The organism is Pseudomonas sp. H11T01 (assembly GCF_048515765.1).
GTDB lineage: Bacteria > Pseudomonadota > Gammaproteobacteria > Pseudomonadales > Pseudomonadaceae > Aquipseudomonas.
The window spans coordinates 38,262-52,714 of sequence record NZ_JBLYED010000035.1; the positions used below are offsets into that span (position 1 = coordinate 38,262).

Consider the following 14,453-nt stretch of genomic DNA (forward strand, 5'->3'; position numbering starts at 1 on the left):
GGGGGTTTTGTTTTATTTGAAAACCCGACCATCTAAATAGGAAACAGCCTGAGTCTTGATAATTCTGGCGGGATTGCCCACGACCACCGCGTAGTCCGGGACATCTTTAGTGACCACAGCTCCGGCACCCACCGTGGCCCAGCGACCAATACGCAAACGCGGAAGAATGGTCGCGTTGGTGCCGATAAAAGCACCATCACCAACCTCGACACATCCGGCGATGGCCACGCCCGGGGCCATGAACACGGAGTTACCGATCCGTCCTTCATGACCGATCAGACTCCCGTAACTGATACTGCTGTTGTCTCCCAGGGAGACTTCGGCCTGGATAATCACGCCTTCCTGGAGATAGTTGCCGAGGCCCATGCGGGTCATCGTCAAGTCGATACCTGGATGCACAAAATTGCCCAGCTCCCCGCCGGCCTCGACGATCTGACAGGTCGTCTCATAGCGGGTCGGGGTATCGCGAGTAATCAAGTTGACGAAGCGCGTGCCCAGCCCTTTCAAGTCAGCTGCTTTCAAGTCCGCCACGCGCTCCGTGCCACCGATGACCGGAACGCCATAAAAAGCAGTGCCGTGTTTGGCCGGATCATTGTCCAGAAAGGCAAATTCCACATTCGCCGTCGAGCGTTGCACCGCGCGTATCATGCGCACCGCTTCGGGGTTTGCCGCCCCCAGCAGGTAGACCTTCACAGCTGTCCCCTGTGCATGAGAACACTTCGAACGACATCGATAACCCGCTGCTGATCGGCATCGGTCATGTCGTGATAACTCGGTAGATTGATCGCTCGTTCCGGCAGCGAATACGAGACCGGCGTCACCACCGGTTGATCGCAAAACATCGGCAACGACGACAGCGGCCAGAAGAACACCCGGGCGTCGATATTTGCCGTTTGAAAAGCGCCGATCAGTTCTTCCCGAGTGATCCCGGTGGCGGCATCGAACACCACGGTAGGCATCCAGTAACCGTTCTGCGAATGCACCGGCTCAGGGTTCATCGAAACACCGGGAAGCCCGCTCAGGGCGCGGGCGTAATGAGCGAAAATCGCCCGCTTGCGCTCGATCAGCTCATCGACCCGCTCAATCTGGGCACAGCCGACCGCTGCCTGGAGGTTGCTCATCTTGTATTTGAAACCGATGAAATCCGGCCAGAACTGGCGCGTACTGCCGGCGACCCGACCGTGGTTGGACAAGGTCAAAACACGCTCATACAAGGCCTTGTCCGAGGTGACGAAAATACCGCCCTCGCCCGTGGTCATGGTCTTGGTGCCATGGAACGAAAATGCACCGAACGCCCCCAGCGAACCGGCAGGTTGACCGCGCCATTGCGAACCGATGGCTTCAGCGGCGTCTTCAATCACCGGGATACCGTACTCGCGGCCGATCTCCAGCAACTCGTCCATGGCGCACAGATTGCCGTAGATATGCACGGCCAGAATGGCTTTGGTACGAGGGGTGATGGCTTGTTTGACCTGTTTCGGGTCCAGGCACCAGCTGTCAGGCAATACGTCGACAAACACCGGCGTTGCGCCCAGATAAGTAATGGCCGCCGCCGAGGCAATCCAGTTGGTGTTGGCCAGAATCACCTCGTCGCCAGCGCCGATATCCAACGCCGCCATGCCCATGTGCAAGGCACCTGTGCAGCTTGAAGTGGCAATCGCATAAGGCACACCCATGTGCTGGGCAAAGGCTTTTTCGAAACGCGTGAGGTATTCGTAGCAACGCTCGCCCCAGCCGTTCTGCACGGCATCCAGCGCATAGGTCGCTTCCAGCTCGCCGACACTCGGTTTGGTGTAATGAATTCTGCTCATCGAACGCTCAACTCTGGAATGGCCACGACAAAACTCCCGCCCCAATGCTTGACCTGGGCGTACTGCGCAGTGATTTCATCCAGCAGATTCCAGGGCAATACCAGGACGTAATCCGGTTTCTCGATTTCAATACGCTCAGGGGAAACCACCGGAATACGACTGCCCGGCAAGAACTTGCCCTGCTTGTGTGGGCTGGCGTCGGCGACCCAGGCCAGCAGATCCGGCTTGACCCCGGCGTAGTTGAGCAAGGTGTTGCCTTTGGCCGCAGCACCGTAGCCGACCACTCGCTTGCCGTCGGCCTTGGCCTGTAACAGGAAACGCAGCAACTCATGTTTGATACGCTCGGCGGCCGGTGCCAGGGTTGCGTAGTACTCGGAGGTTTTCACACCCGCAGCCAACTCGGCCTGCAACTGCTGCTGCACGGCCGGTTGTATGTCACGGCGCTGACCATCGGCGCGCTGGACGAAGACCCGCAGCGAACCGCCGTGGGTAGACAGTTGGCTGACGTCGAAGACTTCCAGACCATTGCGCTCGCACAGGCGCTGCACCGCTGTCAGCGACAGGTAGGAATAGTGCTCGTGATACAGCGTGTCGAACTGCTGCCCGGCCATCAGGGTCAGCAACTGTGGAAACTCGAACGTCGCCACACCCGTCGGCTTGAGCAAGGTGGCGAAACCTGCGATGAAATCATTGATGTCCGGCACATGGGCCAGCACGTTGTTGGCCGCCATCAGGTCTGCGGCCCAGCCCTCACTCTGCAACTGCAACGCCGTCTCGCGACCGAAGAACAGCTCACGAATATCCAGTCCCTTTTCTCGCGCTGCGTGTGCGGTGCTGCGGGTCGGTTCGACACCCAGGCAGGCAATGCCGCGCTTGGCGACGTACTGCAACAAGTAGCCGTCGTTGGCAGCGATTTCCACCACACGGCTGTCACTGTTCAAGCCAAAGCGCTCGACCATCTCGGCCACATAGCGCTCGGCATGGGCCAGCCAGGTCGAGGAGTAGGAACTGAAATAGGCGTAGTCGGCATCGAACAGGCTGTCGGCGCGGGTGTAGTCCTCGGTTTGTACCAACCAGCATTCCTGACAGACCGCCACTTTGAGCGGCACCCATTGCTCGGCCTGCTCGAGTTGATCAGCGCGCAGATAAGCATTGGACGGCGGCGACGTGCCCAGATCGATGAGGGGCAAGACCAACGGGGTACTACAACCGCGGCAGTTCATAGACGCACTCCTGCGAACCGAGCATCGAGCCAGGGATGACCGGCATCCCTGAGCGACAGATTTTTGACAGGCAACGGCCAGTTGATCGCCAGCTGCGGGTCATTCACCGACAACCCGGTTTCATGCTCCGGTGCATAGTCGCAACTGTGCAGATAGAGCAATTCGGCGTCATCGCTGAGGGCTTGAAAACCATGGGCGAATCCGGCCGGAATCAGCAAACTGCGGCCATCGCCGGCACGCAGGTGCTCGGCATGCCAGTGCAGAAAGGTCGACGACTCGGGCCGCAGGTCTACCGCCACATCCCAGACCTCACCACGCAGACACGTGATCAACTTGGCTTCCGGCTGCGCGGCGGTCTGGTAATGCAGACCGCGCACACTGCCGCGTTCGTGGGTGCAGGAATGGTTGATCTGGCGGATGTGAAACGGCTGGCCGAACGCACTCAAGCTGCCTTCGCAGAACAACCGGGCGAAGTGCCCGCGCTGATCTTGAAAGCGTTTGTGCTGGACGCTGAACAGACCCGCCAGGGGCAGTGAACTCAACAGAAATTCGCTCACAGCGCGCCTCGGTACAGGTTCAATTGAGCCAACGTGATCGCGCGCATATCGTCGCCGTTCTGCCAGGCCAAATGCCAATCCAGGGTCTGCGCCAGGCACTGTTGCAACGACCAGCGTGGTTGCCACTTCAACAGCTGACGGGCGCGACTGCTGTCGAGCCGCAACAGCCCCGCCTCATGCAGATCGCTCGGTTCGATACGCAATCCCGGTGCCTGTGGCCAACGCTTGGCAAGCAGTTCGACTACCTCGCCGACGCTGCACATGTCGGCCTCGCTCGGGCCAAAATTCCACGCCCCGGCGAACGCCGGGCCTTGTTCATAAAGGTTGGCCGCCAACTGTAGATAACCGGCCAATGGCTCCAGTGCATGCTGCCAGGGGCGAACAGCTTGTGGATAACGCAAGGTCACCGGCGTTTCAGCCGACCAGGCCTTGAGCACGTCCGGGATCAAGCGCTCCGGGGCAAAATCGCCGCCGCCCAGGACATTCCCGGCACGCGCGGTGGCCAGGGCCAGACCATGCTCGGCATAACGTTCTGCGGGAAAAAACGATGCGGCGTACGACTGCGCCAGCAATTCGCAGCAGGCCTTGCTGCTGCTGTAAGGATCATGACCGCCGAGGGCTTCGTTCTCGCGGTACGGCCACAGCCATTCCTGATTGGCGTAAACCTTGTCGGTGGTCACCAGTACGCAGGCGCGCACGCCGCCGATCTGACGGATCGCTTCCAGCAGGTTGAGGGTGCCCATGACGTTGCTCGAGTAAGTTCCGAGCGGGTCGCGGTAACCCTCACGCACCAGCGGCTGCGCCGCCAGATGCAAAACGATTTCCGGCTGAACCTCAGCGATCAGTTCAAGCAGAGCGCCGAGATCACGCAAGTCGCCACGCTGATCATTGATGCCTTCAGCCACACGAGCCAGTTCGAAGAGGCTCGGCTCGGTCGAAGGATCGAGAGAGAAACCACTGACCTCAGCGCCGAGACTTTGCAGCCACAACGTCAGCCAACTGCCTTTGAAACCAGTATGGCCGGTCAGCAGAACCCGCTTGCCGCGCCAGAATTCCGGGCTCAGTCCCATTGTTTCCATGGGGCCTCCCCGCTCTGCCACAACTGCTCGAGATGATTCTTGTCACGCAGGGTATCCATCGGCTGCCAGAAGCCGTCGTGCTGATAGGCCATCAACTCGCCCCGTGCGGCGAGGCCATCGAGCGGTCCGGACTCCCACGACGTTTCATCACTTTCGATATAGGGCAGCACTTTGGGCGACAACACGAAAAAGCCGCCATTGATCCAGCCCCCATCGCCACGGGGCTTTTCGGTAAAACCCAGCACTCGGTCGCCATCGCGATCCAGGGCGCCGTAGCGACCCGGTGGTTGCACGGCGGTGACCGTGGCCAGCTTGCCGTGAGACAGGTGGAAATCCACCAGGGCACCGATATTCAGATCGGATACACCGTCACCGTAGGTGAAGCAGAACGCTTTCTCGTCTTGGACGTAACGACTCGCCCGACGCAAACGGCCCCCGGTCATCGTTTCTTCACCCGTATCGATCAGGGTCACGCGCCAGGGCTCGCTGTAGTTCTGGTGAACGTCCATGCGGTTGTTGCACATGTCGAAGGTGACGTCAGAGGTGTGCAGGAAGTAGTTGGCGAAGAAGTCCTTGATCGCGTAGCCCTTGTAGCCGAGGCAGATCACAAAATCGTGGATTCCGTGTGCGGAGTACTGCTTCATGATGTGCCAGAGAATTGGCTTGCCGCCGATCTCGATCATCGGCTTCGGCTTGAGGTGCGATTCCTCGCTGATCCGCGTGCCCAGGCCACCCGCCAAAATAACTGCCTTCATCGTGTCCCCTATTGTTCTTCACAGGGCTAAGCCAAGCTGTATCGAGCTTTGCAAGCCAACTGGATAAATCGCTCAAAGCCGTTCGTTGCCTTTCAGGCCGCGCCGGAAATGCACGATTTATGGCGATATTTAGGGGACTTGCAGGAAACGCGCCAGCTCGGATTGCCGTAGAAGCTGGCGAAGATTCGGGACGCGATCGGACGTTTGATGATCGTTCCCATGCACTGCGTGGGAACGCCGCCATGGACGCGCAGCAATCGCCGTTGATGTGACGCGGAGCGTCACGGGCTGCATTCCCACGCGGGAGCGTGGGAACGATCCAGCGATAGTCGAGATACAAGGAGTTGCCGCAGGCTGCGATCTTTTAATGGCGGGCGACGTTAATCGGCCAACCAGCCATTTTCCCAATACCGCAAATTATCCCCGCGCAGCATGTAATCGCGCAGCACCGCTTCGCGCAGTTCATCGCCCATGCGGTAGCTGGCATCCGGGTCTGCCAGGTGCATGCGAATGGCCTGCAGCCATTCATCAGTACTGTTGGTGATGACTCGCGTGCACGGCAAATAACCCCGATAGGCTGCGGTGTCGGTACAGACCACCGGGTAACCGCAGGCGCCGTACTCCAGCAAGCGCAAATTGCTCTTGCAGTCGTTGAAGATATGAAATTCCAGCGGCGCCAGGGCCAGATCCAGGTTCAGGCTGGCCAGCTTCGCCGGGTAGACACTGAGGTCGATAACCCCGTGAAACTCGTGCATGTAAGGGCGCAACTCCTCCGGGCACATGCCGAAGAAGACCCAATCCACTTCATTGGCCAATTCACGGACAACGTCGGCAATGATAGCCAGATCACCGGAGTGACTGGTGCCTCCACCCCAACCTACCCGTGGTTTTTTCGAGGTACGACGCTGACTGCGCAGACCGCCCCATAGATCGGTAGCGAGCATGTTCGGTACGACCCGAATGTCATGGTGCATGGACGACAACGCATCAGCCAGAGGCTGGGTCGATACCACCACCCGATCACACAGACCGATGCCGCGCCGGACCAGACGTTCCATCTCGATGTTGTCCGGCATATTACGAATGTGCGCATTCTTTTTCGGGGCCTTAATGACATAGTCATCCAGCTCGAAAATCAGTCGGGCGTTGGTGTAGGGTTTCAAACTGGCGACTTCATTGATCGGCCCTTCGCTGTAGCGCCCCTGCAAAACGATAACGTCAGGGGACTCGCGTTCGATCTCGATGATCGTAGGCAGGTCATGGTAGATCCGCCCGCCAGCCCTGCCCGCTTCCTCCAATTCGACCAGCGGCTGGATCACCCGATAATGCCCAACGGCCGAGGAGTTGACCGGCAAGCCCATAACCTTCGGTATCTGGCGAATGGAAAACGGGTTCCATCCGGTGCGCAAGCCTGGCTCCAAACTGAAACTGGATCCCCCCAGCGTATTCAACATCAGGTTAGGGTTGTAAGCCGGATCGCGGGCAACGATGGGTAGCCACCGCAGGTAGAACCTTTCCTGTTCCTTGCCTCGAAGCGTCTGCTGGGCAACGTCCAGCGCTACCGCTGGAGGTGTCCCGAGCGCCAACTGAGCATAAGGCGTCCATACCACCAAATAGCCGCTTTGGCGGACACGCAAACACAGGTCCACTTCGTTAAGGGTAGAGGCGAAGTCCTGCTCTTGAAGACCGCCCACACTGTCAAAGACCTGTTTGCGCACCATCAGGCAATCGGCACCGACCGCGCTCAAGTCCTGAACCACCTGCAACCGGTGCATGTAGCCGGCCGCGTTCAGCGAATCCCCGAAGAACGGCGAACCGGCCGGCCCTTGCAGCCCGAGAATGAGGCCGGCATGCAGAACACACCCGTCGGGGTTGAACAGCTTGGCCCCCACCACACCGACTTCCGGACGCTGCCCGTGGTTGAGCAGTTCATCCAGCCAGTCCGCACGGGTGACCACCACATAGGGGTCGAGCATCAGCAAGTATTCGCCATGTGCCTGCTGCGCCGCGAAGTTGCGAATCGCCGCGACATTACCCTGCTGCGGATACTCCAGCACCCGCAACCTGTCACTGCCCAACTGCGCCATTCCGGCCAGCCAGTCAAGCGCCTGCGACGTTTCACTGCCGTTGTCGATCAGCAACAGCTCATATTCGCTGTAGGCGGTTTTCTCCAGCAGGCTCTCGACGCAGCGTTGCAACACCGCCAGTTGGTCCTTGCACACAATGATGATCGACACCAGCGGCCGATCCGCATGTCGGTAATCGACGCGATTGAGCAAGGTAAAACTGCCTTGCCGAATCTCATGGGCAACCCCCATACGCTGAAGATGCGCCTCCAGCACCTGCGGGTTGAGTTCGATCACCTCGGGCAACGCCAACCACTGAGAAAGGCCAAGCGTCGACTCCACCAATACTTCGGCGATATGTTCGACGACCTGAATTCCGTCATCCTCAACCAAGCGCCAAAGCACATCGTGAGGTGCCAGTTCGCCATAGCGCGAATTGAAACCGCCCAGCGTCAGGAAGCGCTCGCGCTGAAACGCCAGAGACCGTCCTACGTAGGGGTAACTGCGCATGAGGTCCAGATTGAAGTCCGGTTTGAAGACAGGATCCGCCGACTCACCGTCACGCAAACCACCCTCATCGCCGTAGATGCACAGAGCACTCGGCGAAGCGCTGATACGCTCGGCCAGCAGCAGCAACGCCGGCTCCACCAGACGATCTCCGGCACGCAGCACGTAGAACCAATCAACCCCATCCAGTTGTGCCAGCAACTCATTGAGCTGCTGACACCAATCCTCCTGCAACGGCACGTTGAAAACCCGCTCATCGAGTAGCGCCTCGGTACAGGCACTGGACAACACCAATATCAGTTCCGGCGCATAGAACTGTCCGGCAAGGCTCTGAAGGGTGATATCCAGACCGGCGCGGCTGGCCTGTTCATCGATGATGATCGGGACAATTTTGGGCTGTCGCGACCAACCGGCCAACGTTTCCGGCAATAGACGCCGCTGAGTATCACTGAGCGTGCGACAAGCCAGCCACTGCGCGTAAAGTTGGGAAAAACTCTCGCTGGCGATGCCAACCCGATATTCCTGGTTGGCCTGCCGGGCGCCCAGGGTTCGGCTCAGGGGCAGCTCGTCCCAGACCCGCGGCGCTTCATTGGCCCGGGTCAACGGCAGATAACGAACCCAGCCAGCCGCAGGCGCACCCTCGCCACCACGAACCTTGAGCATTTGCACCAGCCATTGCTTTTCCGTCTCCGCCGCATCTTTCATCGGCTGCTGACGGATCAAGCGTTCTGGATACTGGCGCTCGACACTCAGGACATAGTTCAGCTGCGCCAGATTGCCCCGTCGCAGCAGGCAGATGTACAGAGCAAGATCGAGCGATGCGACAAAGCAATGACCGGGCTGCGTCAAAGCCGGCAACAACTCCAACACATCCTCGCGGCGCAACAGCGCACTGCTGAACCCGCCGAGGAAGTTGACCGGAAAGCTCTCGAAAATCGCCAGCAAGTCATCGCCCTTGAACATCCCGCAAACAGGCGAGAGCGTGCTGTTCTCCAGACGCGACGGCAAGGGGTGATCGTCAGCGTCCCAGAACACCCGCTGAGCAAGCACCAGATTGATATCCGCCTGCTCGATCAGCACTTGCGCCTGCCGCTCGATACAGGCGGGGGACAGTTGATCGTCATCACAGAGGAACTTGATGAACTCGCCTTGCGCTTGCTCCAGACACGCTTGCAGATTGCCGACAAAACCCAGCGTCTGTGGGTTTCGTACATAACGCACGCGCCCTGCCGCCTCTGCGGTCAACGACTCGACAACCTGTTTGATTTCATCGCTACGGCTGTCATCGCACACAATGATCTCGAGGTTAGCGTAGTGCTGGATCAAGGCACTGCGCAGGGCCCTGCCGAAAAAGCGTGGATTGAAGGCGGGAATGACAAGGCTGACTAGCGGGACTGGATTCACGGCGGGGCTCTCAATCGGCGAGGGCTCACCCGGTCGGGTGACCCTCTGAAACCGCTGAAAAAAGGCGGTTGGTATTCGAAGGTTGTTACGATCGGGCGCTTTCTCGTCAGGCCCTTCTTAGATCTTGTTGAACAGGCCCAACTGACTGATTTTGCTGAACGCCAGTTGCGCTGCCTGCAACATGGTTTGCTGCAGGGTCAGGCGAGTCATGACCTCAGCCGGGTCGGAGTCGCGAATCGCCGACTGGCTGGCGGAGTTTGCAAGCCCCAGGCTCTGATTGGTTGTCGTTTGATCATCCAGGACCTGGCCGCGTACGCCCACGGAAGTGATTTGCGAACTCACCTGCGCCTGTGCACTGTCCAGGTTACCGATGCCCGAACTCACCGCTGCCTGCATTTTTTGCAAGGCGACCGGGTTGTTATCCGCCGGCGTATTCAACGCGGTACGCAGCTGCCCCAGGGTGTCCAGAACGTTCTGGGTCTGGTGGTTATTGGGCTGGACAACGAACTGATCGCCGGCTGCCGGAGTACCGCCGAGCGTGAAAGTGACCCCGGCCGCTGTCGCCGTAGCGCCCGCCATGGTGCCCGAGGACACCGGTTTGCTGCCTGCGGTGATCGGCGAAGCATAAAGATCGTAAGCGGTGGCGCTGGTGAACTTGAGAATCGCCCCACCCGCCGGGAAGGTGCTGTTATAAGCCGTCGAGTTACTCTGGGCAGCGCCAGTGATCACGGCCGTGGAAGGGTTGGCCGGGCTACGCGAAGCGTTGATGGTGTCCGTCTGGGCCGACAACTGGAAAGTATGGCCGGCAATCACCGCATCCGGATTGATATCGCCGGGTTTCAGATTGATGTTCAAACTCAGTTCGACACCACGGAAACTGACGGTCTGGTTGGCGCCGTTGCTATTGCTGATCACACCGTTCTGGCTGGCTTCGGCGGTAACATCATTGCCCAGGGTATCGGTGATCTGCAGCTGCGTACTGCTGAGAAAATTCACGGTGTAGGGCTGACCAGCGGCGAACTTGGAATCGTAAGTCCCGGAGTTGCTGACCTGCCCGCCGGACAACGTCACTCGACCGTCATCCACCGCCGGTGCCGTCATGCTGGTCTGGGTGCGACTGGTGTTGATCGCCTGCTGGAAAGCATCCCAACCCGTGGTGTTGCTGGCGACCGACATGGAATCGCCGATGGCCAGGTTCAACTTGGACTGGTCGCCGTTGTAACTGTAGGTTCCATCGGAGTTTGCGGTGTACGGCGGCGTACTGGTTTTCGAACCGCCGAACAGATAGTTGCCGTTGGCATCCTGACTGTTCATCAGGCCGAGCACCTGACTTTGGATTTGCCCCAACTCCTGGGCAGCGGCCTGGCGGTCCGCATCGGTCTGTGTACCGTTGTTGGCGCCGAGCGCCAACTCCTTGGCCCGCTGCAAGGCATTGCCGATGGCGCTCAAGGCTGTTTCCGACTGGCTGTACGCGCCCTTGAGGCTACTGATGTTGCCGGCGTACTGATCCAGCATCGAACTCTGTTGCCCGAGCTGCAGCAATCGAGCGGCACCTATTGGATCATCGGCGGCCGTGTTGAGCTTGATCATGCTGCTGGCTTCGGCACTGCTCTTGAGCGTGTTCGCGTAGTTGCGCTGATAGTTAGCAGCGGTCGTTTCGTAATACTGGGCGGTAGAAATGCGCATGAATTACGACTCCTTAAAGACTGTTGATCAGCGTGCTGAAGATTTCCTGCGCAGCCTTGATGATCTGCGAAGAGGCCGTGTAGTACTGCTGGTACTTGACCAGATTGCCGGTTTCTTCATCCAGATCGACGCCGGACTGGGAGTCGCGGGCGCTCTTGGCCTGGGTCAGAATCGCCGTGGTGGCGTCATTGTCGGACTTGCCCTGGGCAGCCTGGGCGCCGACGCTGGAAACCAGTTTGCCGTAGGCATCCGAGAGGCTGATGCCGTTGCTCGCCGAACCGGTGTCCACCGTCTGCTTGCTCTGCAAACCGACGAGCGCCGTACTGTTGCGGTTGTCCGAGGAATCTGCGCCAGTCAACGAAATACTGAAACTTTCACCGGCGGTGGGTGAGCCTGCGACCGTCGTTTGAACCGTGAAAGACTTCTGGACCGCCGGAACGACCGTATTGTCCATGATCGGATTGCCACTACCATCGATCATATTCACTTGCAGATTCAGGGTATTGCTTTGGCCGGGAACGATAGAGCCCGTGCTCATGCTGACGCCCTTGGCATCGTAGAGCGTATAGCCTTGGGTGCCGGCGCTCGCGGCAGCGAACACCAGCTTGACCGGCGTCGAATATTTGAGCCCGGTTTGCATATCTGCATTGGCCGCGGGACTGTAAATATCCAGGGTGCTGGTCAGCGTTGGCTGGGTGTAGGAGCCCTTGTTGTTGGCGCTGGTGACACCGGTCAGAGGTGCCGCCGCAGCGATCATCTTCGGATCGGTGATCACGGTCTGGATATCGGTGGCGCCACTGCGGGTTGGCGTTACCTTGAAGGTGTCGCCAGCGCTCATGGCGCCGCCATTGAGCGTCATGTTGAAGCCATCGATCACCGGAGGCGGCGTCGTGGTGGTGCTGAAGGTGCCCATGTCGGTGCCATCGGAGCGTTTGACGCTGTAGTCCGTGGCAGTGCTGAAGGTCACCTGATAATCGTTGGCGGTCAGCTTGCCGGTGTCTTTGATAGTGACGTTCAGGTTACCGGAACCTGCGCTGTTACCCGCCTGGGCAATGCTGCGCTGACTGATCAGCGCCGCGCTGTTGATATCGCCGAAGATCGCCGAACCGAAGTTGCCATTCTTGTCGATGCCCTGGCCCTGCTGACTGTTCATCTGATCAGCGACGACCAATGCGACTCGCCCTAACTCATTCATCGCAGGGTCGAGAACTTCGTTGCGATAACGCAGCAAGCCACCGATCTCGCCGCCGGTCACCACCGAGGTGATATCGATGGTGCTCGAACCGCGATTCAACTGGAGCGTTGAACGGCTCGGATCGGTCTTGCCCGGCACGGTTTCCAGGGTGTTGGTGGTGTTGCCCATCACCAGCGGCTGGCCGCTACCGATATAGACGTCGTAATTGGTGCCGCGCTCGACCACCTGGGTACCGACCAGTGCGGACAACTGACGGACCGACTCGTTACGCTTGTCGAGCAGGTCGTTCGGTGAGCTGGTGCCGCCCGACACTTGAGAAATTTGCTGGTTGTACTGGGCAATCGTGGTTGCCAGTTTGTTCACCTGGGACGACAGGTCCGACAAGTTGGTGTTGATGCCAGTGTTCTGGTCGGTCAACTGCTTGGCAATGGAGTTGAAGCGATTGCTCAAGGCACTGGCATTGGTGAGCACCGACTGACGGGATGCATCATCGGTCGGTGTGCTCGACACACTTTGCAGGGAAGTGAAAAACTTCTGCAGCGCACCGGAGATGCCGGTGTTGCTGTCGGACAACATCGTGTCGGTCGGCGTGACCTGCGCCAGGTAGGACGACGAATCGTTGCTGAGCGAGGTGGACGTGCGCAACTGGGCGTCCAGGTAGGCGCTATAGACCCGGCGCACATCCGCCAGGGTCGTGCCAGTACCGATGAAGACGTTGCCGTACTGATTCGAGGCCTTGCTGCTCTGCACAGTTTGCTGGCGCGAATAACCGGCGGTGTCAACGTTGGCAATGTTGTTGCCGGTCGTCGCCAAAGACGATTGGCTCGAAGCCAGACCCGACAAGCCGATATTGAGCAAACTCATGGTTCAGACCTTATAGCTTATGCCTATAAAGGCGTGGTGGAAGCGCCCGCCGTAGCGTAGTTCTGGTAGCTCTTCATCTGTTTTGCTATCTGCGAAATCTTGCTTGCGTAATCCGGGTCGGTTGCATACCCGGCTTTTTGCAATTCGCGTACAAACTGTTCTGGGTTATCGGCCGACTTCAGCACTTCTTGATAGCGATTGTTGCTTTGTAACAAGGTCACCAGGTCGTGGAAGCTGTCCTGATAAGAGTCGTAGGAACGGAACTCGGCCGTCTCCTTGACCATCTCGCCATTTCTGAATTCGCTGGTAATCGCGCGGGCCTGAGCGCCCTTCCAGCTGCTGCTGGCCTTGATGCCAAACAGGTTATGGCTGCTGGTGCCGTCCTGCTGACGCATGACCGATTTACCCCAGCCGGTTTCCAGTGCAGCCTGGGCCACCAGGTAGCGCGGATCGACGCCGATCCGGTCAGCGGCCTGCTGCGCCATTGGCAACATGGTGGCGACAAAATCGTCAGCGGAACTGAACGCCTGCCTGGCCGGCGCCAATGGCGGCTGGGCCACGGCACGGCCGTAAATCTGCATCCTCCCGCGTGGTGCGGCATAGCTTTGTGCTGCCTGCCAATCGCCTTTGATCACCGCATCGGTGGCCACGGTGGTGCGGCTTGGCAAGGTGGTTTTGTTGGTGGCCACGGACGCGGTCGCGGACGACGGCACGATCCCGACCAACAAGCGATCGGTCAGCTTGCTCGGCAACGACAGACGACGCTGATTGAGCAGCGCCATATCGTTATGTGCAGAACCGTCAGCAGACTTTGGCGGATCAACCGTACGCGATGCCCAGAGCGGACGCTGGCCATTGAGTCGTGTCAGCGGGCCACCGACCGCACTGGTACCTGCGGCGATGGCCGTAGGCGTCGGTGTCTTGGCAACTTCAGTCGCACCGGACAACGTGGTCGCCGCAGCAGCCGCGCTCGATTTGGTTTTCGACATCTGACGCATCAACACATCGGCGAGGCCGATACCCCCCCCCTCGCGGGACATGGAAACCGCCAGTTGCTGATCGTACATTTCCTGGTACTGCTTGGCCGCCGGCGTGTTGAGCGGATTGTCCTGGCCCAGCGTCTCGGTGGCCGAGCGCATGGACTTGAGCATTTCGTTGAGGAACAGCGACTCGAACTCCTGCGCGACTTTGCGCATGTTCCCATCGCTGTTCTTGTCGCCGACCTTGAGCTGGTTAAGCCGATTGAGGTCGGAGTAAGCCCCCGAATCCCCACTGGTCACCAGACCACTCTTGCGAATATCCATGG

Annotated in this window: 10 protein-coding genes; all 10 read right to left on the minus strand. The window is 59.2% G+C overall.

The window, feature by feature from the left end:
• Positions 1–12 precede the first annotated feature (12 nt).
• A complete protein-coding gene (locus tag ACN1C3_RS29790; protein WP_419119297.1) occupies positions 13–693 on the minus strand; it encodes an acetyltransferase in 681 nt (226 codons plus the stop codon).
• Positions 690–1,811 (minus strand): DegT/DnrJ/EryC1/StrS family aminotransferase, encoded by a 1,122-nt coding sequence (locus ACN1C3_RS29795; RefSeq protein WP_419119298.1) that lies wholly within the window; start codon positions 1,809–1,811, stop codon positions 690–692. The genes ACN1C3_RS29790 and ACN1C3_RS29795 overlap by 4 nt, the downstream gene beginning before the upstream one ends.
• On the minus strand, positions 1,808–3,034 hold the full coding sequence (locus tag ACN1C3_RS29800; protein WP_419119299.1) for a methyltransferase domain-containing protein: 1,227 nt from the start codon (positions 3,032–3,034) through the stop codon (positions 1,808–1,810). The genes ACN1C3_RS29795 and ACN1C3_RS29800 overlap by 4 nt, the downstream gene beginning before the upstream one ends.
• Entirely contained in the window at positions 3,031–3,591 is a 561-nt protein-coding gene (locus tag ACN1C3_RS29805) for a dTDP-4-dehydrorhamnose 3,5-epimerase family protein (RefSeq protein WP_419119300.1), read from the minus strand. The genes ACN1C3_RS29800 and ACN1C3_RS29805 overlap by 4 nt, the downstream gene beginning before the upstream one ends.
• Positions 3,588–4,670, minus strand: a complete 1,083-nt coding sequence (gene rfbG, locus ACN1C3_RS29810; protein ID WP_419119301.1) for a CDP-glucose 4,6-dehydratase — start codon at positions 4,668–4,670, stop codon at positions 3,588–3,590. Before rfbG ends, ACN1C3_RS29805 begins: the two co-directional genes overlap by 4 nt.
• Positions 4,652–5,425, minus strand: coding sequence for a glucose-1-phosphate cytidylyltransferase (gene rfbF, locus ACN1C3_RS29815; protein WP_419119302.1), 774 nt, complete (start codon positions 5,423–5,425; stop codon positions 4,652–4,654). Before rfbF ends, rfbG begins: the two co-directional genes overlap by 19 nt.
• 380 nt (positions 5,426–5,805) lie before the next feature.
• Positions 5,806–9,402, minus strand: a complete 3,597-nt coding sequence (locus ACN1C3_RS29820; RefSeq protein WP_419119303.1) for a glycosyltransferase — start codon at positions 9,400–9,402, stop codon at positions 5,806–5,808.
• Between the two features lie 117 nt (positions 9,403–9,519).
• Positions 9,520–11,088: a flagellar hook-associated protein 3 gene (locus ACN1C3_RS29825; protein WP_419119304.1), complete on the minus strand. Its 1,569-nt coding sequence runs from the start codon at positions 11,086–11,088 to the stop codon at positions 9,520–9,522.
• Between the two features lie 13 nt (positions 11,089–11,101).
• Positions 11,102–13,147, minus strand: a complete 2,046-nt coding sequence (gene flgK / locus ACN1C3_RS29830; protein WP_419119305.1) for a flagellar hook-associated protein FlgK — start codon at positions 13,145–13,147, stop codon at positions 11,102–11,104.
• Positions 13,148–13,170: 23 nt separating this feature from the next.
• Positions 13,171–14,451 (minus strand): flagellar assembly peptidoglycan hydrolase FlgJ, encoded by a 1,281-nt coding sequence (gene flgJ / locus ACN1C3_RS29835; protein ID WP_419119306.1) that lies wholly within the window; start codon positions 14,449–14,451, stop codon positions 13,171–13,173.
• Between the last annotated feature and the right edge of the window lie 2 nt (positions 14,452–14,453).

Excerpts from the sequence above, each read along its gene's own strand:
- ACN1C3_RS29800 (WP_419119299.1), bottom strand. The coding sequence starts at position 3,034 with ATGAACTGCCGCGGTTGTAGTACCCCGTTGGTCTTGCCCCTCATCGAT.
- ACN1C3_RS29795 (WP_419119298.1), bottom strand. The coding sequence starts at position 1,811 with ATGAGCAGAATTCATTACACCAAACCGAGTGTCGGCGAGCTGGAAGCG.
- rfbF (WP_419119302.1), bottom strand. The coding sequence starts at position 5,425 with ATGAAGGCAGTTATTTTGGCGGGTGGCCTGGGCACGCGGATCAGCGAG.
- flgK (WP_419119305.1), bottom strand. The coding sequence starts at position 13,147 with ATGAGTTTGCTCAATATCGGCTTGTCGGGTCTGGCTTCGAGCCAATCG.
- ACN1C3_RS29825 (WP_419119304.1), bottom strand. The coding sequence starts at position 11,088 with ATGCGCATTTCTACCGCCCAGTATTACGAAACGACCGCTGCTAACTAT.
- flgJ (WP_419119306.1), bottom strand. The coding sequence starts at position 14,451 with ATGGATATTCGCAAGAGTGGTCTGGTGACCAGTGGGGATTCGGGGGCT.
- rfbG (WP_419119301.1), bottom strand. The coding sequence starts at position 4,670 with ATGGAAACAATGGGACTGAGCCCGGAATTCTGGCGCGGCAAGCGGGTT.